The organism is Bariatricus sp. TF06-38A (assembly GCF_027690675.1).
GTDB classification, from domain to species: Bacteria; Bacillota; Clostridia; order Lachnospirales; family Lachnospiraceae; genus Allocoprococcus; species Allocoprococcus comes.
Genome location: NZ_JAQFCE010000003.1, coordinates 53,290 through 72,655, shown reverse-complemented (window position 1 = coordinate 72,655; position 19,366 = coordinate 53,290). Strand labels below are relative to the sequence as shown.

Here is a 19,366-nt window from a genome sequence, read left to right as displayed (position 1 = left end):
CCTACGCTCCTTAATTTCTTCTGTAAATGCAGTCCTTCTTCTCACACACTTCGCAGCCTTTGATGTGGCATTTTTCCTGCGTATCACTGATCCCAATGATTGCAGTCACCGATTTTGTCGGTGTGAGCATATAGCTGTCTGTCATGGTAAGTCCGATCTTCTTTGCCGTATCCAGCATCCGTAAGATATCGTCCTGATGATGGATATCAAAATCACCGTATCCCGGACTGAATCTCGGTCTGAGCCATTTATTCTGTGCCTTTAACTCTTCTCCGATCGAAAGCTGCAGATCGTCACAGTACTCCTCCAGATATGCAGCTGCGCATGCCTGCAATACGACAGATTTCGCCATATCTGTCAGTGAATAACGTTTCATCAGTATATCGACACTGGTACCGAGTGTTGCACCAAATACAACTGCCTCTTTGCAGCCTCTGAGATTCTTTCCGAGACTTCTGCTTTTAATATTCATTTTTCCGATCGTCACCTGGTCTTCTCCTGTAACTTTACAGTCAAAAATGCGATAGACGGATTTTGCCTGCGTAGTCTGATCGAGCTCCCCGAAGGAAACATCGATCAGCACAAGCGTCTGTTCATCTACCGCATGTCTTCCATATCCCAGATAACGAATTGCTTCTTTCGTTCTGGCATCTGTCATCTTTCTTATGTTCCTTTATTTTACGATTTCTGAAAGGTTCTGCATGATTGCAGCAGCTACTTCCGGTTTATTCATCGAATATACGTGGATATTGCGGACTCCATTTGCGATCAGGTCAATGATCTGGTCGGTCGCATATGCAATTCCCGCCTGCTTCATCGCTGCCGGATCATCTCCAAAATAATCTACGATCGCACGGAATCTCTGCGGAACAGCAGTTCCTGAAAGGGCACAGCTTCTTGCGAGCTGCTTTTTCGTTGTGATCGGCATGATTCCCGGAAGCACCGGTATCATGATTCCCTGTTCACGGATACGATACAGGAAATTATAGAAAATATCATTATTGAAAAACATCTGTGTGGTAATAAAATCCACTCCACAATCTACCTTTTCTTTGAGATAACGGATATCATCTTTCTTGTGTTCCATCTCTACATGTCCTTCCGGATAGCATGCAGCTCCGATGCAGAAGTCTCCCATTTTTTTGATGTCTTCGATCAGTTCACAGGCATGAGAATACTGTCCCGGAAGCGGAAACTGTCCATCCTGCGGGATATCTCCTCTGAGTGCAAGGATATTCTCAATCCCTTCTTTCTGAAGCTGTCCGATAACCTTATGTACCTCTTCCTTGGTTGAGGACACACAGGTCAGATGTGCAAGTGCCGGAATCTTCAGGTCATTCTTGATATGACTTGCAATCTTAACCGTATTCTTACTGGTTCCACCACCGGCTCCATAGGTAACACTGATAAATGACGGGGTAAGTTCTGCGATCCCATCCGTTGCTTTTAACACGGATTCAAAGCCCGCATCCGTCTTCGGTGGAAACACTTCAAAGGAAATATGTACTCCGTCTGCTTTAATTTTGTCTATAATCCTCATAACGAATGTTTCTCCTCTGTAAATTTTTTCATTTCATGATACCATATTTTCCGGTAAATTACCAGAATGCATTTTACATATTTTCGTAAAGTTCTTCGTAAAGCTTGGCTGAATTCTTCCATGAGAAGTCTTTTTCCATACCACGCTCTACAATCTTGTTCCAGTCACGCTTCTTGTCATAGTAAATCTGTTCTGCATATCTTACGGTTGCAAGCATCTCATGCGCATTGTAATTGGTGAAGCTGAATCCGGTTCCGGTCTTCTCGTATTCGTTGTAAGCTTCTACAGTATCTTTGAGTCCGCCTGTCTCTCTTACGATCGGCACCGTACCATATCTCAGACTCATCAGCTGGCTCAGTCCACATGGTTCAAATAATGACGGCATCAGGAATGCATCACAGGATGCATAGATCTTGTGAGACATCGGCTCTGAATAATAGATCTGTGCAGATACCTTATCCGGATACTTCCATGCGAAATGACGGAACATGTTCTCGTATCTCTCATCTCCGGTACCGAGTACGACGATCTGAACCGCATCCTGGCAAAGTTCATCCATCACACAGTCGATCAGGTCAAAGCCCTTCTGGTCGGTCAGTCTGGATACGATACCGATCATCATACGGTGCGGATCTCTCTCCAGTCCGAGTTCTTCCTGCAGCGCCATTTTATTTTTCACTTTCTCCTTGCGGAAGTTTTCGACAGAGTAAGTTCTTGCAATGTTGGTATCTGTTGCCGGATTAAAATCACCGTAATCAATACCATTGACAATTCCTGACAGGCAGTTTGCTCTTGCCTGCATCAGTCCTTCCAGCTTCTCCCCGTAAAACGGTGTCTTGATCTCTTCCGCGTAACTGCTGCTTACCGTTGTCACACGGTCAGCGTAGACAATTCCGCCTTTCAGATAGTTGGCATTGTCATATGCTTCCAGCTTATCCGGTGAGAAATAGTATGCCGGAAGTCCGGTGATATCCATAACCGTCTTCTTATCCCAGATACCCTGGAATTTGAGGTTATGTATGGTGATCACAGTCTTGATTCCACGGAAAAACTCATTGTTATAGCGGAAATTATCCAGATAAATCGGAACAAGCCCGGTCTGCCAGTCATGACAGTGAATGATATCCGGTCTGAAATCCAGAAGTGGCAGTGCACTTAAGGCTGCTTTTGAAAAGAATGCAAACTTCTCAATATCGTATGCAATATCACCATATGGCTTCGAACCATTAAAATAATATTCATTGTCTATGAAATAAAAAGTGATTCCTTCGTACTGAAGTTCAAGAAGCCCTACATACTGCTGTCTCCAGTTCAGATCCATATAGAAATGAAGTCTGTAAGAAAGTTTATCTTTCCATTCGTCTTTCATGCACATATACTTTGGAAGCATAACACGTACATCGTATTTGTTCTTATCAAAATATTTTGGTAGTGATCCCACTACATCGGCTAATCCTCCTGTTTTGATAAACGGAACTGATTCAGATGACACAAATAATACTTTTTTCATTTAACACCCTCCTTACTCTCGCGGCTTATTTATAATTATACCGCAATTTCATTAGTTTGAAAAGAATTATCTGCGCTTTGATTTCAGTCTGATCGTGTCTGCGACCAGAGCAATAAATTCAGAATTGGTCGGTTTTCCTTTCCCGTTACTTACTGTATAACCGAAAAGAGCTTCTAAGGTATCCAGCTTTCCCCTGCTCCATGCAACCTCGATTGCATGGCGGATCGCCCGTTCAACACGGCTCGATGTGGTCTGGTTCTTTTTCGCGACTGTCGGATACAGGATCTTTGTGATCGCATTTAAAACTTCCATATCGTCAACCGCCATCAGAATGGAATCCCTCAGATAATGATACCCTTTTATATGTGCCGGGATTCCGATTTCATGGAGCAGTTCTGTCACCTGTGTTTCCAGGTCCTCCTCAGAAGGTTCCGCATATACGGTATAATCTGTGTAAGGCGCTACACTCTTTTCCGCATGTCCGGAGCTTTTGATCCGCTGAAGGATTGTTTCATTGCGAAATGGTTTCAGGATGTAGTAGGCTGCTCCTTTTTCGAAGGCATCTTCCGTGATCCTCTCCTGTCCAATCGCAGTTACAATAATAAAATTCGGCTGTTTCTTTACTGTTTTATCTGCGCCTATCATTTCCATCACACTGATTCCATCCATTTTCGGCATGATCAGGTCAAGAAGTACAACGTCAGGCTGTTTATCTCTTATAATGTGATAAATATCTTCTCCGTTCCTGGCTTTTCCCACCAGTTTGAGATCTTTATCACTTTCTACAATTTCTCCTAGTAAATTCAACATTCTTTCGTTATCGTCAGCAATCGCTACATTCAGTTTTTCCATAAAGCCTTTCCCCTCCTTAAAGTGACAATTTGCACTGGAATGTAACCTATTATAACCTTCTGTATTCTGCGAATACAAGCAAATTGTGTCGCAGAAATCTGACAAGGTTCGCATATTTCAATCTTTTTTCAGATTTTCCAGCATGTTTTCGATAAATATTCCGTATCCTTTTGTCGCATCCTGTACGAAAACATGTGTTACTGCGCCTATAATCTTTCCATTCTGCATGATGGGGCTTCCACTCATTCCCTGCACAATCCCACCGGTCAGTTTAAGTAACCGTTTGTCAGTAACCTGAATTTCAATCCCCTTATTCACCTCCCTGGCATCCAGGTCAACTTTTGTGATTCTGACTGTATAATCTTCTGTCTTTCCGCTTACCGCACAGCGGATATACGCCTTTCCGACCTGAATTTCTTCCTTTGCCACAGCCGGATAAGCTTCTTTGCTGTCAAATATTCTCTCAATCCTGTCTAATTTCCCATAAATCCCTGTCTCTGTGTTTGTAGTAATCGAACCTAAAATATTGTAATGATTGTAGACAATGATCCCTTCCATCCCTCCGGGATTTCCGTTCTCACCTTTTTTAATATTCTGAATGCTGGTATCATATAATCTTCCCGTTGACATTTCGATCAGTTTGCCGGTATCTACATCATGTATTCCATGTCCCAACGCACCGTATTCACTATCCGCATTCAGAAAAGTGATTGTGCCGAGTCCCTGCGCGTTATCACGCACCCAGATTCCAAGTTTATATGCCCCGCCTTCATCTTTTGTCGGATGAAGTTGTACATCAATATACACTTTTTTTCGACGAATGTGTAAGATGACGGACTTATTCGATAATTTTTTAACCCGTTCGATAAGCTCAGATTTATTATAAATACTGTCAGAATCAACTCCGACAATATAATCTCCCTCCTTCACCAGATGCTTCGCCGGATTCACACCGATCCCATCTTTTCCCTTAATTTCCTGCGTCCCCAGCACCATCACGCCATCCGTCTCCATATAGATCCCAACCGGCATCCCTCCCGGAATCAGAAGGTTTCCCGAAAGTTCACTGACCGAAGCCTCCCTCTCCGCTTTCTCAGCCCGCCATTCCCTGTAGCAATAGCCGCCTCCTATAACCACAATTACCGCTAATAACACACTTAACATTTTCCGATAACTTCTAACCGACATTACACACCCCTTTTTCCTTCCTAAAATTCCGCAAAAAATAAGGCAGGATTTTTTCTCCTGCCTCTAGTATGTGCTCAATCTTATTTTTTCAAACCGGATGCCAGAATTTTCATCTCCCGTGCGTTTTCCAGCACCGCATCCGTAATCTTTGCGCCTCCAAGGATCCTTCCCAGCTCCTGCACAGATTCTTCCCCGTCAAGCTGCCGGATCTTGGTCTTTGTCATCTGATCTTCCACCCGTTTTTCAATCAGGTAATGAGTATCTGCCATTGCAGCAATCTGTGCCAGATGCGTAATGCAGATCACCTGATGTTTCCTGCCGATCAGGCACATCTTCTCGGAAACCTTCTGTGCGGTACGACCGCTGATCCCCACATCGATTTCATCAAAGATCAGTGTCTCGATCTCATCTTTATCCGCCATGACTGCCTTGATTGCAAGCATGATGCGGGAAAGTTCACCGCCGGATGCCACAGTTGCAAGCGGTCTTGTCGGTTCACCCGGATTCATGGAGATCATAAATTCCACCTCATCCGTTCCTTCTACTGTGTACCCGGAGGTTTTTGAAAACCGAATTTCAAAGCAGACATCCAGGAAATTCAGATCCTGAAGTCCTTCTGCGATCTTTGCCTGCAAAAGCTTTGCCTCTTTTTTACGGATCTTCGACAGACCCTCGCATTCTTTTTGCAGACGTTCCTCTGATTTTTTCAGTTTTCCCTTTAATTCATTTAAATATTCATCATAATTTTTTAAAATCAGGAGGCGCTCCTCGTCATCCGCCTTATGCTGCAGGATTGCCTCTGCCGAATCTCCGTATTTGACCTTCAGATGATTGATCTGATTCAGCCGGCTCTCCGTCTCATAGAACTGTTCCGGTTCAAAGGAAAGACTGTCCAGATAACAGCGAAGCTCGCGCCCGGAATCCCCGATCAGATTCTCCACTTCGACCAGCTGTTCATACAGTTCTCCCGATTTGTCATCATGTTCTGCCGCCACAGCTGCCGCACGTACTGCCCGTCCGATCGCTTCTGCCGCACTTATACCGCCTTCTCCTGCTGTATACAGATACGCCTCTTCCAGATTCTCTGCGATTCTTTTCCCCTGCATCATCCGCCGGTAATCTTCTTCTACCGACTGGCATTCTGCCGCAGTGATTCCTGCATTTTCAATCTCATCAATCTCAAATTCAAGAAAAGAAATCTCTTTGGCTCTCTCAGCCTCGTCTTTATCGGCTTCCTTAAGTTCTTTTTCCAGCCGGCGGTATTCCCTGTATGAATCCGCCACTTTTTTCTTCCATTCTCCGGCTTCTTTTGCAAATGCATCCAGAATTGCCAGATGATTTTTTTTATATAACAGTGACTGATGCTCATGCTGTCCGTGAATATCGATCAGAACCTGGGCTGCTTCCTTTAGCCGCCCCAGTGTCACAGTCTCTCCATTGATCCGGCTCACACTTCGGTTTCCGTTAAACCGTCTGGTGATAATGATCTGCCCTCCGTCCGGCGAAAGATCCATCTCTTCCAGCTTCCGTACCGTTTCCGGATTTTCCACATAAAAGGTCAGTTCTACAAGTCCCTTATCGGCTCCCTTACGAAGCATATCTGCTGAATATCTTCCGCCCAGGGCAAGACTGACACTCCCCAGGATAATTGATTTTCCGGCACCGGTTTCCCCGGTCAAGATATTGAGTCCACCAGAGAAATCCACTTCCGCCTCATCGATCAGCGCCAGATTTTTTACATGCAAATTTTGTAACATTCTTTCTCCTGTCTATTGTTCCAGTAGTTTCTTGATCTTTTCCATCAGTAGAATCGTATCATCTACGGTCCGCACAGCGCACATGATCGTATCATCCCCGGCAATACATCCAACAATCTCATTCCAGTTCATCGCATCCAGTGCCGCAGCCACCGCCATCGCCATACCGGATACCGTTTTCAGTACCAGAATGTTCTGAGCCATATCCATAGAGCTGAATCCATCCCGCAAAATGCGCACATATTTTTCAGTCATTCCGTTCTGTGCACTCTGGAGTACCGCATATTTCTGCCTGCCGTTTTCTGCCGGAACCTTGGTGAGCTTTAAGTCGCGGATGTCTCTGGATACCGTTGCCTGCGTCACTTTAAATCCCGCTTCATTCAGATACTCAGCAAGCTCATCCTGTGTCTCAATCTGATATTTGTTGATCAATTCTACAATTTTGGCATGTCGGTTTACTTTCATCTTCTAGTTTCCTTTCATCTTTTCACGTAATGTTTCCAGAAAGCTCACTTTGCTGAGTTTTACGATTTTCGCTGTCTCCCACGCCTTTTTGATCCGGATCCGGTCACCGGTATGAAGCGGGACTTCATCCGCACCATCATATGCAATCACTGCTTCCTCGATCTGATTTTCCCGTTTTGCACCAATCTCGATCACGATCTCATCTTTGTCCGAGAAAACGATACTGCGGGAATTGAGTGCATGCGAGCAGATCGGTGTCACAACGATCAATGATGCTGTCGGCTCCACGATCGGTCCTCCTGCAGACAGATTGTACGCAGTAGAACCCGTTGGTGTGGACACGATCAATCCGTCCGCATCATAGGAGTTCAGAAACTCTCCGTTAACATAGAGATTAAAATGAACAATCTTCATGCTGCCGGATCTCGTCATGACAATATCATTAAGTGCCACATCCCTTACATTGCGGTATGCAGCGGATCCATACAGCATCATCCTCTCTTCAATCGTATAATTGCCCTCTACGAGCTGTTTTACAGCCTCTTCTACATTCTGCACCTCTACCTCGGTCAGATAGCCAAGGGTACCCATATTGATTCCAAGCATCGGAAGATCCCGCCCGAACAGACGTCTGGATGCCTGGATAAAGGTTCCGTCTCCGCCTACCGTCAACACACAATCAATATCCTTTGGAATCTTGATCTTTGAAAAATTTCCTTTTTCCGGCTGCTCTTCCAGATAACATTTCTTCCCGTAGGATTCAATGCATTTTTTTATTTTCACGGTGATCTTCCGATTTGCATCCTTCATATCATTCGTGATAATGTAAAACTTTTCCATGTCTTTTTATTTCTTCTCCTCAGCCGGATCCTTTTTTGCAAGTGTGTCAAAAGCAGCATCGACAGTCCCCCGAATGTCTACGCTCTCCACAATCCTTGCCTCTTCCTCCGGCCTTTTTTTCAGATGTACCAGATACTCGATATTCCCTTCCGGTCCTTTGATCGGTGAAAATTCAAGTGCTGCTACTTCAAAGCCGATCGATACTGCATAATCGGTTACTTTTTCGATGACCTCGATATGGGTACTCTTTTCCCTTACCACACCTTTTTTCCCAACCTTCTCACGTCCGGCTTCAAACTGTGGCTTGATCAACGCAACGATCTCTCCGTTCTCTTTCAGGTAATTGCGGATTGGGAGAAGTACCTTCGTCAGCGAAATAAAAGAAACATCAATCGATGAAAAATCAATCGGTTCTCCCAGATCTTCCGGCTGTACATAACGGATGTTGGTCTTTTCCATGCAGACCACTCTTTCATCCTGACGTAATTTCCAGTCCAGCTGACCATGTCCCACATCGATGGCAAACACCTTGACTGCTCCATTTTGCAGCATGCAGTCTGTAAATCCTCCTGTCGAAGATCCCACATCAGTACATACCTTTCCTTCCATGGATACATCAAAATTCTTCATCGCCTTTTCCAGCTTAAGTCCTCCGCGGCTGACATACGGAAGTGCATGTCCACGGACTTCGATCTGAACCTCTTCCGAAAAGGAAGTTCCCGCTTTATCCTCTCTCTGCCCGTCCACGAATACATTGCCGGACATGATGATCGCTTTTGCCTTTTCTCTGGAGGATGCCAGATTTCTCTTTACAAGTAATACATCCAACCGTTCTTTCATTCTCTATCAATCCCTCCTGCTCTCTTCTGCTATATATGCAGTGATAATCCTGGCCACGCAGGATTCAATATCCAGCATCACCTCACTGCGAAGTAGGTCTACACTTCCGTGTTCGATATAGTCATCCGGCAGTGCCAGATTCAGAACCTCTGCGTCTGTCTCAAGACCTGCCAGATAAGCAGTCACAAATTCTCCGAATCCGCCTCTGCGGATATTCTCTTCCAGTGTCACGATCAGCCGGTGTTCCACCGTCAGTTTCCGGAGCATCTCCTCATCCACCGGCTTTACAAACCGGGCATTGATCAGGGTACAGTTATATCCAATCTCTTTCAAACGCTTCCGAACCTGAACTGCCTGCTCAAACATATGTCCGACACTGATGATCGCAATATCCTCTTCTTCATAGACCGGCTCACTCTTTCCATACTCGATCGGTGCTCTGTATTCACGGAATCCGTCAAATGCGCTGCCTCTTGGATAGCGCACTGCTGCCGGTGCTCCAAGTCTCACCGCAAACCGCACCATGTCCGCCAGTTCCCATTTATTTTTCGGAGAAAGGACGGTCATATTCGGAATCATTGACAGATAAGAAAGATCAAAGATCCCCTGATGGGTCTCCCCGTCGCTTCCCACAAGTCCTGCCCTGTCCACAGCAAATACGACCGGAAGCTTCTGCAGACAGACATCATGGATCATCTGGTCAAATCCTCTCTGTAAAAACGAAGAATATACAGCAAATACCGGATGCAATCCTGCCGCAGCAAGTCCTGCCGCAAAGGTCACGCCATGTCCCTCTGCGATCCCCACATCAAAAAAGCGGTCCGGATAGTATCTGTGAAATGCTGCCAGGCCGGTACCGTCTTCCATTGCCGCCGTGATTGCTACCAGTCTGTCATCTTTTTTTGCCAGATCCAGCATAACCTTGGAAAACACATCTGTACAGGAATCCTTTCCACTTTTGGAAATCGGCTCTCCTGTCTGGATATCAAACGGACCTGTTCCATGGAAACGGGAAGGGTTTTCTTCTGCCGGGAGATACCCTTTCCCCTTTTTCGTCAGTACATGGACAAGCACCGGTCCTTTTACCCTTTTTGCCTCGGTAAACGCACGGCGCAGCGCCTTCAGGTCATGCCCGTCCACCGGTCCTAAATACTTGATTCCCATATCTTCAAAGAACATTCCCGGAACCAAAAGCTGCTTGATGCTGCTCTTGGTGCGCTTAATATGCTGCACCATCTTTTCACCGCCAAACGGAATACTGCCAAGTACATTTTCCACGGTATCCTTCAGGTCGGTATAGGCCTGGGCAGTGCGCAGCTCCCCGAGATAACTGGACATTCCACCGACATTTTTGGAAATAGACATATGGTTATCGTTGAGTACGATGATGAAATTCGTCTTCATCTCCGCAGCATTATTCAGTGCTTCATAAGCCATTCCTCCGGTCAGTGATCCATCACCGATAACAGAAATCACGGAATAATCCTGTCCCAGGATATCCCTCCCTCTGGCATATCCAAGTCCGGCCGAAATCGAAGTGGAGCTATGACCGGTATCAAAGGCATCACAGTCACTTTCTTTCCTCTTCGGGAAACCACTCATACCGCCGTATTTTCTCAAACCATCAAATCCTTCTTTCCTTCCGGTCAGAATCTTATGCGTATAAGACTGATGCCCTACATCCCAGATCATCTTATCCTCCGGAAGCTGAAAACAGAGATGCATTGCCATGGTAAGCTCTACCACACCCAGATTGGACGCAAGATGCCCTCCTGTCTTGCTGATCTTCTCAACAAGAAAGGTACGGATTTCTTCTGCAAGCCCTGCCAGTTCCCGTTCATTTAATTTTTTGATATCATTCGCTTCGTGAATCTGCTCCAGATACACTTCATCCACCCCGCTTATTTTTTCCTGTGTATCAGTTCCCGTATCAGCTGTGTCAGATACGCATTTTCTCTGTCCAGTCCGGAAAGCAGCTCCAGTGCTTCCTGTGAAATAACTTCCACATCTCTGGTTGCTTTTTCCAAACCTTTTAATGTAACATAGGTTGTTTTTTCATTCTTTTCATCGCTGTGGACCGGTTTGCCAAGCTCTTCTGTAGTACTTGTCACATCCAGGATGTCATCCTGAATCTGGAAAGCAATCCCCACATCCGATGCGATCTTCTGCACTTTCTCAAGCTCTGCATCCTCTGCACCTGCAAGAAGTGCCCCGATCATCATCGAACTTTCGATCAGCGCTCCGGTTTTCAGTTCATAGATAAAGTTCAGCATGCCTTCATCAAGTCCCACACCGCAGGAAGCCACATCCACGACCTGACCGCCTATCATCCCGTAAATACCGGCTTTTTCTGCAAGGATTTTTAAAGCTTTTCCAATCAGAAGACTCTTTTCAGGTGCGATTTCAAATGCCTTTACCGCCGTCTCAAACGCATAGTTCAGAAGTGCATCCCCGGCAAGAATTCCCATTGCTTCCCCGTATACGATATGCGTTGTCTTTCTTCCTCTACGGTACTCGTCATTGTCCATTGCCGGCAGATCATCGTGCACCAGGGAATAAGTATGGATCATCTCCATTGCTGCCATAAACGGCTCGATTTCTTTTCCTTCTCCTCCGAAAAGGCGGTATGTCTCCTGCATCAGCATTGGGCGGAGTCTCTTTCCGCCTGCCATCACACTGTACTCCATCGCCTCCATGATCTGGCTCTGGTAACCTTCTGCTTTCGGCAGATATTTTACAAGAAGCTTTTCAATCACTTCTGTTCTTTCTTTCATTTCTTCTTTAAAAGTCATGTATTTCTCCATTCTCTTCCAGCACCTGCACTTTTTTCTCTACTGTATCAATCTTCTCATTACAAAGCTTCAGCATTTCCATGCCCTTCTGATACAGTCCGAAGGACTCTTCCAGCGAAGTATCTCCCGATTCCAGCTCTTTTGCCACCTGATCCAGCTTTGCAAAAAGCTCTTCCAGAGATTCTTCCGGCATTTCTTCTGCAATCTCGTTTTTCTTATCTGCCATTTTCCTACTCCTTCTTGGTATCTGTTACCTGTGCCTCGATCTGCCCGTCTGTCACATAAATCCGAAGCCAGTCTCCTTTTTTTACATCCGCTACTTTCTTTACGGTTCCTTCCGATCCCTGTACATAGGAAAAGCCCTGGTTCAGCTTGGCAAGCGGAGAAAGTCCCTTCATCCGTTCGATCCGGATTGCAAGCTGCTGACGGCTTTCCCGCAGATTCCGCTCTATCAGAAGCGGCAGCATCTCCTGCACTTTCCGGGTCCTCTCCTGTTCCTGTTCCAACCGCTGATGCATGGCTTTTGGGATCTGCTCCTCATAGTCTGCAAGCTGCTGGCGCATGGACTTAAGTTTCCCTGACGGACTTAAGTAACGGAATTTTTCTGCATACCGCGCTGTATGAAGTGATGCAACCTCCATCTTTCTCCTCATACTTCGGTGCATCCTTTCCTGTTCTGTCCGGATCGTTTCCAGAAGTTCCCGGTAATTACAGATTGCAAGCTCTGCCGCAGCAGAAGGCGTCGGTGCACGAAGATCCGCTACATAATCTATGATCGTCGTGTCCGTCTCATGTCCTACTGCCGAAATAACCGGTACACTGCATTCAAAAGCTGCGCGCGCTACCTTTTCCTCGTTAAATGCCCACAGATCTTCAATAGACCCCCCGCCTCTGCCAACGATCATCACATCAACCTTTGCTTCCTCCAGTGCACGGATTCCCCGTACCACACTTTCAGACGCGCCATCCCCCTGTACCAGTGCCGGATACAGAAGAATCTGCACATATGGATTTCTCCGCCTGGTAATGTTGATAATATCGCGCACTGCCGCTCCGGTTGGTGCCGTTACAACACCAACTGTCCGCACATATTTTGGAATCGGCTTTTTATATTCCGGCGCAAACATTCCCATTTCTTCCAGCTCTTTTTTGAGCTTTATAAATTTTTCATAGAGAAGTCCCGCACCATCCAGTACGATCTCCTTTGCATAAACCTGATATCTGCCATCTCTTTCATAGACGCTGACGCTTCCAAGCACGATTACCTGCTGCCCTTCCTGCATACGAAAAGAAAGCCCGCTGCGCTGCCCGGCAAACATAACACAGGCAATCGTTCCGGACTCATCTTTCAGTGAAAAGTACAGATGTCCTGAAGTATGGTACTTACAGTTTGACACTTCCCCTTTGATATAAATTCGATTCAACATAAAGTCTTGCGTAAACATATTCTTAATGTACGCATTGACCTGTTTTACAGTATATACATTTCGCATGATTTCTGATTCTTATGCAAGCTTTCCGAGTACACCGTTGACAAATGCCGGTCCCTCATCTCCTGAAAAATTCTTTGCCAGCTCAACTGCTTCATTGATCGCTACTTTGACCGGCACTTCGTCATCCCACTTCATCTCATATACGGCAAGACGAAGAACAGAAAGATCCACTTTATTCATACGTCCGGTTTTCCAACCGGTTGTATGTTCATTGATCATCGCATCGATTTCTTCTTCGTGTGCTGCGATATCTTTGACCTTTTTGCGCATATATCCGCGTTCTTCCTCACTTGCTTCTTCTACCTGTTCCAGATACAGTTCGATCTGTTCGTCTGCATCAGCCGCATCAAATCCGATGCTGAAGAGCATTTTAAATATATGTTCTCTGACTTTACTTCTTCGCATGTTCTCTCTCCAATTATTCTTCTTCCGGCATGTCCACACCTGCAACACGGATGTTTACGTCTGCAACGGTAAGACCTGTCATATTCTCGATTGCTGCCTTTACTTTTTCCTGTACCTTTAAAGTAGTATCTTTGATACTGCTACCATATTTGAGGTTCAGGGCAAGGGATACGGTAACGATACCTTCCAGCACGTCTACCTTTACTCCTTTGGAAAGGCTCTTCATTCCAAGCTTTGCGATCAGTTCTCTGGTTGCATTTCCTGCCATGGAAGATACCCCCTCTACCTCCATTGCTGCAAGTCCTGCGATAATTGCAACTACTTCATCAGCAATCTGTACTTCTCCGAGGTTCTCATCTGATTCTATCTTATAGGTATTTCTCTCTTCTTTACTCATTATAAGTCCTCCTGTCTGCGGTTCTTCCGCTCCTCGCGCTCATCTCGGAACCTTTCGGTTCCTCGATGTTCGTTGCACTCACATAGGTCTGGGCTGAAAATGATTCGTCTGCATGCAGCCGATCATTTTCTTCCCTTCCCTGCGCTTTTTTACGCTCCTCGCGCTCATCTCGGAACCTTTCGGTTCCTCGATGTTCGTTGCACTCACATAGGTCTGGGCTGAAAGTGATTCGTCTGCGAGCAGCCGATCACTTTCTTCCCTTCCCTGCGCTCGTCGCTATGCGTTCATTGTAACATAAAAGATCCTTATTGGAAAGTTTTTTAGGAACGTCCGAATTCGGAAAGTTTCAGTCCTTCGTTTCGTTCCAGCACCATACGGATGCTCCAGCTGTTGACAAACAGGAGAAGCGGTCTGTCTTTCAGGTCCTTGATCTTCTTCATATCGGATGTTCCGACCAGCTTGTCCATATTGATTTCTTCATTCTCGATCCAGCGGATATGTTCGTATGGAAGTGGTTCCAGACGTATCTCCACGTTATATTCATTTTCCAGACGGTATTTTAATACATCAAACTGCAGGACACCGACTACACCGACGATGATCTCTTCCATACCGGTGTTGAATTCCTGGAAAATCTGGATCGCGCCTTCCTGCGCGATCTCGTTGATTCCCTTGATGAACTGCTTTCTCTTCATCGTATCCACCTGGCGTACTCTGGCAAAATGTTCCGGTGCGAAAGTCGGAATTCCTTCGTATGCAAATTTTTCCGCTGAATTGGTCAGTGTATCTCCAATGGAGAAGATACCAGGATCAAATACACCGATGATGTCTCCACCATAAGCGGTATCGATCATGTGGCGTTCACTCGCCATCATCTGCTGTGGCTGTGACAGACGGACTTTCCTGCCTCCCTGGATATGGAAGACATCCATGCCTGCCTTGAACTCACCGGAACAGATACGCATAAATGCGATTCTGTCCCGGTGTGCCTTATTCATATTTGCCTGGATCTTAAACACAAATGCGGAGAAATCTTCTTCTTTCATCGGATCGATCAATCCTTTGTCGGACATTCTCGGAAGCGGCGAAGTCGTCATTTTAAGGAAATGCTGAAGAAAGGTCTCCACACCGAAGTTGGTCAGAGCTGATCCGAAAAATACCGGAGAGAGTTCTCCTTTGCTGACCATCTCCTGGTCAAATTCCGCACTCGCTCCGTCCAGAAGCTCAATCTCTTCTTCCAGCTGTGCGAACTGTGCTTCACTTACGATGCCCTTTGCTTCCTCACTGTCGATGGAAACCTTCTCAACTTCCCCGATCGAGGTTCCTTTCTTGGTATCTGAGAAAATCTCCAGCTCTCTGCTGTTCCGGTCAAATACGCCGCGGAATTCTTTTCCGGAACCGATCGGCCAGTTGATCGGACAGGTAGCGATCCCCAGTTCCTTTTCAATATCATCCAGTAATTCAAAGGTATCCATCGCTTCACGGTCCATTTTATTGATAAATGTAAAAATCGGAATATGACGCATGACGCAGACTTTGAACAGCTTTCTTGTCTGTGCCTCCACACCTTTTGATCCATCGATCACCATAACCGCCGAATCAGCCGCCATAAGAGTACGATAAGTATCTTCCGAGAAATCCTGATGTCCCGGTGTATCCAGAATATTGATGCAATAACCGTCATACTGGAACTGCAGGACAGAAGATGTTACCGAAATACCTCTTTCTTTTTCAATCTCCATCCAGTCTGAAACCGCATGTTTCGCTGTTGCCTTTCCTTTTACAGAACCTGCCTGATTGATTGCCCCACCATATAACAGAAACTTCTCTGTCAGGGTAGTCTTACCTGCATCCGGATGGGAAATGATCGCAAATGTTCTTCTTTTCTTTATCTCATTCGTAAAATCTGCCATGTTATTCTACTCCTACTATTTTCTCAATGTCACTCAAACTCTTATTATATGGTATTTTTGCTATAATATCAATCCCCTGATTCACTCGTATTTGTACTTTCATGGATCGGTGTGATCACCACATTTGCAGCATTTACCTCTGCTTTGCGTGTGACAATATCCTCGATCTGTGCCCGTTTTGCATCCGACAGATCCGCCACATCAACGACCACATCTGCGGATTCTTCGGTAAGACTTACCACCGCATCCTGAAAGCCTTTGCTGGCAAGCAGAGTCTCAATTGCGACCTCCTGTTCGGCGCGCTGTGTCATCTCCACCATCTGCGCAACTGCATCTGCTTTCTGGTCTTCTGCGATATCTGCATTATCAATGATCGCCTGCAGGGTTTCTTTGTTTTTTGCCCGCACCTGCTCCCGGTTCACTTTTGCCTGTGCTACAAGCGCACTGACCGATCCATTTGTCAGCACCGCCTCTCCCGGATTTCCGTCCACCTGATCGTTATCCGCTGTCTGGAGGGAGCTGTCACCTCCTGTATCCTGATCCGAAATATCCAGAAGTTCCTTATTTGCCATCTCACTTCCCGTCTCTGCTGTTTTGTTTTTTGAGCCGAAAATTTTTCCGGAATAGTTCAGATATCCTGCCGCAGCGATCATCACCGCAAGAACCGCAATCACAATCTGATTTTTCTTAAATACTTTTTTCACTAGCCTTCCTCCTATAAGATTCTTTTTTAGTTATGCTTCATTACTTTTATCTTATGCGTGTCTACTCCGAATAATGCCTGCACAGCCTCTGTGATATTTTCAATCACGATGGCATTATCTCCGCCATCTGCAATTACGAGAACACCTTCTATCCGGGGACTTAATTCCTGTTTCACATATGGCGTTTCTTCTCCATTTCCGTTTGCATAAACTGCCGTCTCTGAAGAACTGGTATTTTTTCCTCCGTTCTCCCCTTCCTGCACCTCACTTGTCATCTCCTGATCCTTTTCCACTACCTTTTCCGAGGAAGAAGCCAGAGTGATCATCACCTTTACATTTCCAACTCCTTCTACTTTTGCAAGTGCATTTTCCAGCCGTGTTTCCAGTGCATCTGCATAAGTATCCTCCGATGCATTTTCCGCCTTCTGCATCTGCTGTTCATCCTGTGTCTGGTCTGATTTTATATCGGAAACAGGCATCGCGATCACAACCAGAAGTAGTCCGACAAGTAATATGATCAGCCACTTGTCTTTTTTTATTTTACGGATTTCAAACATCTTCATTCACCGCCCTTTTCGAGCAAATCCGCCGCATACTCCATCTCTTTTATCATCTGCTCATACTCCGCCGTCCGATACAGCTCCGTTACCTGTCCGGCTTCCCCCATAAGGTCCAGAACCGGCTGGGCAAGCAGAACTGTCAGAAGAAGTCCGCAGAAAAAACGGACATATTTCCGGTAGCTATTCTCTGGAAGTGCCTGCAAAAATGCGGTTACAAGAATCATATAAACGGCGAGATTCTGCATCCACCCGTAAACCAGCTGTATCATTTTATCCCTCCTACGAAGCTGCCGATGCCGCAACTGCAAGTGTCACCAGAAACAGGACCGCCGTCGCAAGCACCGTCTTTAGCAGCATATGATAACCTTCCCCGGTAAAACTGATGGCCTCCACAATCCGTTTATCAGACACCGGCTGGATAAGTGCCGCCGTTCCTTTGTAAAGAAGCGTCAGAATTCCCATATTGATGACCGGGATCATCACAACTCCCGTTACAAGCAGTGCCCCTGCAATTCCAACTCCATTTTTTAAAAGGACCGCACTTCCAAGCACGACTTCGCTTGTCCCGCTGACTACATCACCGATTCCTGGAATCATTCCCACGCCCTTTGTCCAGACACTCCTTTTCACCTGATCTGCCGCCGGACTGATTATCCGCTCGATAAACCCGATCCCCGTCACCAGGGCAAGCAGACTTTTCAGACTCCATCCGATTACAAGTCGCAAAAGTTCCGCTGCCTTAGAAAGAAATTCCTCCTCCGTCAGATTGTTCAAGATTTCCATCAGAAGTGCGATCTGGATCAACGGAACGATCCATTTCAAAATCACAAGTTCCACAAGAAAGATCAGGAAAAGCGCCAGATTATAAAATGCGATCGCAGAAATACTTCCCACTGCGACTGCCATACAGACAAAGTAGACAGGACAGAGTACTCGCATAAAGACGATCAGATTTTCGAGTCCATGCTGTACCTCTACGGCTGCTGCCTGAAAATTCCGTATGCCGACTGTAATCACAGACAGGTATACCAGAAAAAAGGCGGTCTGTGAGATCTGACAGTTCTGAAACACTTCCGAAAAGTTGGAAAAAACCGCTGCGATCAGCACCAGAAAAATGATAGATGCAAGCACCGGTTTATTGACCTTCAGCACATAGAAAAACTGATCCGTCACAAAGTTTCTGATCTGTCCGGCAGACAGGTTCTCATCCTGCCGGATCACAGACTCAACAAGATCCTGAAAATGCAGTTTTTCTTCCGGGAACAGTTTTCGGATTGCCGTATCCAGATCCTTTACCTCTGTCAGCTCCCAGATTTTCTGCTCTGTTTCCTCCTGTGTTTTTTCCAGATCCGTTTCTGTCATATTATCTTCTGTCCGGTTGTTTTCCGAAGAGGAATCTTCCCCTGCCGCAAATACCTGTACCGGCAGTATCAGTACGAAGATTACAAGTCCGATCATGCATGCTATGCCATATTTCTGAAAATAATGTTTCATTTTTCTTCCCTTTTACTGTCCAAGTTCGCGGATTGCAAGAAGCAGTGCTTTTAATATCGGCATTCCTATTGCAAGTATACTGAGCCTTGCAAAGACCTCGATCTGCCCGGCGATCGTCTGATAACCGGCATCCTTGCAGATTGCTGCCGCAAATTCCGCCAGATAGGTCACACCCAGGATTTTCAGCATTGCCGTCAGATATACCGCATCGATCTTTACAAAGCTGCCAACCAATTCCAAAGTTTCCCGGATCACCGACAGATTCCGGCTCATTCCGAGAAAAAGGAAAATGCTGACCGCAATCCCCAGATAGATCCCATACTCTTTTCTGGTATTTTGAAATTGTAATGCCAGGAAAGTTCCTGCAATCCCGATGCAGGCTGCCTTAAGGATACTCATCTTTTCCCTCCTTTACAGAGCAAAGAGCCGTCTGATATCGTCAAACAGATCTGAAATATAAGGAAGGATCCAGAATAAAACCAGGAGCAGTCCTGCAAGGCTTGTGAGAAATGCCTGTTCTTCTCTTCCGCTGTGTTTCAGCACCTGTCCCAGGACAGAAACCAGAATCCCGACTGCCGCAATTTTAAATATCAGATTTACACTCATGTTTCGCTCC

Annotated in this window: 22 protein-coding genes; all 22 read right to left on the bottom strand. The window is 45.9% G+C overall.

The window, feature by feature from the left end; genetic code table 11:
• Nucleotides 1-10: 10 nt before the first annotated feature.
• The 22 genes from PG418_RS04170 to spoIIIAC all read right to left on the bottom strand — a co-directional run bounded on the left by PG418_RS04170 (nt 11) and on the right by spoIIIAC (nt 19,356).
• Complete coding sequence (locus PG418_RS04170; protein WP_349123232.1) at nt 11-658, bottom strand: vitamin B12 dependent-methionine synthase activation domain-containing protein; 648 nt, start codon at nt 656-658, stop codon at nt 11-13.
• A gap of 15 nt (nt 659-673) precedes the next feature.
• On the bottom strand, nt 674-1,540 hold the full coding sequence (gene metF / locus PG418_RS04165; RefSeq protein WP_008369248.1) for a methylenetetrahydrofolate reductase [NAD(P)H]: 867 nt from the start codon (nt 1,538-1,540) through the stop codon (nt 674-676).
• Nucleotides 1,541-1,613: 73 nt separating this feature from the next.
• Nucleotides 1,614-3,050 carry a glycogen synthase GlgA gene (gene glgA, locus PG418_RS04160; protein WP_008369250.1) on the bottom strand — a complete coding sequence of 479 codons (1,437 nt, stop codon included), beginning with the start codon at nt 3,048-3,050 and terminating at the stop codon, nt 1,614-1,616.
• 66 nt (nt 3,051-3,116) lie between these two features.
• Nucleotides 3,117-3,902 carry a sporulation transcription factor Spo0A gene (spo0A, locus tag PG418_RS04155; RefSeq protein WP_022220247.1) on the bottom strand — a complete coding sequence of 262 codons (786 nt, stop codon included), beginning with the start codon at nt 3,900-3,902 and terminating at the stop codon, nt 3,117-3,119.
• A 117-nt stretch (nt 3,903-4,019) separates the two neighbouring features.
• Nucleotides 4,020-5,090, bottom strand: a complete 1,071-nt coding sequence (spoIVB, locus tag PG418_RS04150) for a SpoIVB peptidase (RefSeq protein ID WP_022220248.1) — start codon at nt 5,088-5,090, stop codon at nt 4,020-4,022.
• A gap of 80 nt (nt 5,091-5,170) precedes the next feature.
• On the bottom strand, nt 5,171-6,847 hold the full coding sequence (gene recN, locus PG418_RS04145) for a DNA repair protein RecN (protein WP_173686272.1): 1,677 nt from the start codon (nt 6,845-6,847) through the stop codon (nt 5,171-5,173).
• Nucleotides 6,848-6,859: 12 nt separating this feature from the next.
• A complete protein-coding gene (gene argR / locus PG418_RS04140; protein ID WP_008369259.1) occupies nt 6,860-7,312 on the bottom strand; it encodes an arginine repressor in 453 nt (150 codons plus the stop codon).
• A 3-nt stretch (nt 7,313-7,315) separates the two neighbouring features.
• Nucleotides 7,316-8,152 carry an NAD(+)/NADH kinase gene (locus PG418_RS04135; RefSeq protein ID WP_195255481.1) on the bottom strand — a complete coding sequence of 279 codons (837 nt, stop codon included), beginning with the start codon at nt 8,150-8,152 and terminating at the stop codon, nt 7,316-7,318.
• Between the two features lie 6 nt (nt 8,153-8,158).
• The gene (locus tag PG418_RS04130; RefSeq protein WP_008369262.1) at nt 8,159-8,992 is read right to left on the bottom strand and encodes a TlyA family RNA methyltransferase; all 834 of its coding nucleotides are present in this window, start codon (nt 8,990-8,992) and stop codon (nt 8,159-8,161) included.
• A 6-nt stretch (nt 8,993-8,998) separates the two neighbouring features.
• Nucleotides 8,999-10,879 (bottom strand): 1-deoxy-D-xylulose-5-phosphate synthase, encoded by a 1,881-nt coding sequence (dxs, locus tag PG418_RS04125; RefSeq protein WP_498837155.1) that lies wholly within the window; start codon nt 10,877-10,879, stop codon nt 8,999-9,001.
• 14 nt (nt 10,880-10,893) lie between these two features.
• Complete coding sequence (locus tag PG418_RS04120) at nt 10,894-11,784, bottom strand: polyprenyl synthetase family protein (RefSeq protein ID WP_055155885.1); 891 nt, start codon at nt 11,782-11,784, stop codon at nt 10,894-10,896.
• Nucleotides 11,774-12,010, bottom strand: a complete 237-nt coding sequence (gene xseB / locus PG418_RS04115) for an exodeoxyribonuclease VII small subunit (protein WP_008369268.1) — start codon at nt 12,008-12,010, stop codon at nt 11,774-11,776. The genes PG418_RS04120 and xseB overlap by 11 nt, the downstream gene beginning before the upstream one ends.
• Before the next feature lie 4 nt (nt 12,011-12,014).
• Nucleotides 12,015-13,280, bottom strand: coding sequence for an exodeoxyribonuclease VII large subunit (gene xseA / locus PG418_RS04110; protein ID WP_498837154.1), 1,266 nt, complete (start codon nt 13,278-13,280; stop codon nt 12,015-12,017).
• Nucleotides 13,281-13,289: 9 nt separating this feature from the next.
• Nucleotides 13,290-13,682 carry a transcription antitermination factor NusB gene (nusB, locus tag PG418_RS04105; RefSeq protein ID WP_008369272.1) on the bottom strand — a complete coding sequence of 131 codons (393 nt, stop codon included), beginning with the start codon at nt 13,680-13,682 and terminating at the stop codon, nt 13,290-13,292.
• Between the two features lie 13 nt (nt 13,683-13,695).
• Nucleotides 13,696-14,079 (bottom strand): Asp23/Gls24 family envelope stress response protein, encoded by a 384-nt coding sequence (locus PG418_RS04100; protein WP_008369274.1) that lies wholly within the window; start codon nt 14,077-14,079, stop codon nt 13,696-13,698.
• Nucleotides 14,080-14,399: 320 nt separating this feature from the next.
• Complete coding sequence (locus tag PG418_RS04095; RefSeq protein ID WP_498837096.1) at nt 14,400-15,992, bottom strand: peptide chain release factor 3; 1,593 nt, start codon at nt 15,990-15,992, stop codon at nt 14,400-14,402.
• Nucleotides 15,993-16,060: 68 nt separating this feature from the next.
• Complete coding sequence (locus PG418_RS04090; protein ID WP_008369281.1) at nt 16,061-16,696, bottom strand: SpoIIIAH-like family protein; 636 nt, start codon at nt 16,694-16,696, stop codon at nt 16,061-16,063.
• Nucleotides 16,697-16,722: 26 nt separating this feature from the next.
• Complete coding sequence (locus PG418_RS04085) at nt 16,723-17,259, bottom strand: SpoIIIAG-related protein (protein WP_270205165.1); 537 nt, start codon at nt 17,257-17,259, stop codon at nt 16,723-16,725.
• Nucleotides 17,256-17,525 (bottom strand): stage III sporulation protein AF, encoded by a 270-nt coding sequence (locus PG418_RS04080; RefSeq protein WP_207737980.1) that lies wholly within the window; start codon nt 17,523-17,525, stop codon nt 17,256-17,258. The genes PG418_RS04085 and PG418_RS04080 overlap by 4 nt, the downstream gene beginning before the upstream one ends.
• A 10-nt stretch (nt 17,526-17,535) precedes the next feature.
• Nucleotides 17,536-18,750, bottom strand: coding sequence for a stage III sporulation protein AE (locus PG418_RS04075; RefSeq protein WP_498837095.1), 1,215 nt, complete (start codon nt 18,748-18,750; stop codon nt 17,536-17,538).
• A gap of 12 nt (nt 18,751-18,762) precedes the next feature.
• Nucleotides 18,763-19,149: a SpoIIIAC/SpoIIIAD family protein gene (locus PG418_RS04070; RefSeq protein WP_008369287.1), complete on the bottom strand. Its 387-nt coding sequence runs from the start codon at nt 19,147-19,149 to the stop codon at nt 18,763-18,765.
• Nucleotides 19,150-19,161: 12 nt separating this feature from the next.
• Nucleotides 19,162-19,356: a stage III sporulation protein AC gene (gene spoIIIAC / locus PG418_RS04065; RefSeq protein WP_008369289.1), complete on the bottom strand. Its 195-nt coding sequence runs from the start codon at nt 19,354-19,356 to the stop codon at nt 19,162-19,164.
• Nucleotides 19,357-19,366 lie beyond the last annotated feature (10 nt).

Excerpts from the sequence above, each read along its gene's own strand:
- PG418_RS04170 (WP_349123232.1), bottom strand. The coding sequence starts at position 658 with ATGACAGATGCCAGAACGAAAGAAGCAATTCGTTATCTGGGATATGGA.
- metF (WP_008369248.1), bottom strand. The coding sequence starts at position 1,540 with ATGAGGATTATAGACAAAATTAAAGCAGACGGAGTACATATTTCCTTT.
- glgA (WP_008369250.1), bottom strand. The coding sequence starts at position 3,050 with ATGAAAAAAGTATTATTTGTGTCATCTGAATCAGTTCCGTTTATCAAA.
- spo0A (WP_022220247.1), bottom strand. The coding sequence starts at position 3,902 with ATGGAAAAACTGAATGTAGCGATTGCTGACGATAACGAAAGAATGTTG.
- spoIVB (WP_022220248.1), bottom strand. The coding sequence starts at position 5,090 with ATGTCGGTTAGAAGTTATCGGAAAATGTTAAGTGTGTTATTAGCGGTA.
- recN (WP_173686272.1), bottom strand. The coding sequence starts at position 6,847 with ATGTTACAAAATTTGCATGTAAAAAATCTGGCGCTGATCGATGAGGCG.
- argR (WP_008369259.1), bottom strand. The coding sequence starts at position 7,312 with ATGAAAGTAAACCGACATGCCAAAATTGTAGAATTGATCAACAAATAT.
- PG418_RS04135 (WP_195255481.1), bottom strand. The coding sequence starts at position 8,152 with ATGGAAAAGTTTTACATTATCACGAATGATATGAAGGATGCAAATCGG.
- PG418_RS04130 (WP_008369262.1), bottom strand. The coding sequence starts at position 8,992 with ATGAAAGAACGGTTGGATGTATTACTTGTAAAGAGAAATCTGGCATCC.
- PG418_RS04120 (WP_055155885.1), bottom strand. The coding sequence starts at position 11,784 with ATGACTTTTAAAGAAGAAATGAAAGAAAGAACAGAAGTGATTGAAAAG.
- xseB (WP_008369268.1), bottom strand. The coding sequence starts at position 12,010 with ATGGCAGATAAGAAAAACGAGATTGCAGAAGAAATGCCGGAAGAATCT.
- nusB (WP_008369272.1), bottom strand. The coding sequence starts at position 13,682 with ATGCGAAGAAGTAAAGTCAGAGAACATATATTTAAAATGCTCTTCAGC.
- PG418_RS04100 (WP_008369274.1), bottom strand. The coding sequence starts at position 14,079 with ATGAGTAAAGAAGAGAGAAATACCTATAAGATAGAATCAGATGAGAAC.
- PG418_RS04095 (WP_498837096.1), bottom strand. The coding sequence starts at position 15,992 with ATGGCAGATTTTACGAATGAGATAAAGAAAAGAAGAACATTTGCGATC.
- PG418_RS04085 (WP_270205165.1), bottom strand. The coding sequence starts at position 17,259 with ATGAAGATGTTTGAAATCCGTAAAATAAAAAAAGACAAGTGGCTGATC.
- PG418_RS04080 (WP_207737980.1), bottom strand. The coding sequence starts at position 17,525 with ATGATACAGCTGGTTTACGGGTGGATGCAGAATCTCGCCGTTTATATG.
- PG418_RS04075 (WP_498837095.1), bottom strand. The coding sequence starts at position 18,750 with ATGAAACATTATTTTCAGAAATATGGCATAGCATGCATGATCGGACTT.
- PG418_RS04070 (WP_008369287.1), bottom strand. The coding sequence starts at position 19,149 with ATGAGTATCCTTAAGGCAGCCTGCATCGGGATTGCAGGAACTTTCCTG.
- spoIIIAC (WP_008369289.1), bottom strand. The coding sequence starts at position 19,356 with ATGAGTGTAAATCTGATATTTAAAATTGCGGCAGTCGGGATTCTGGTT.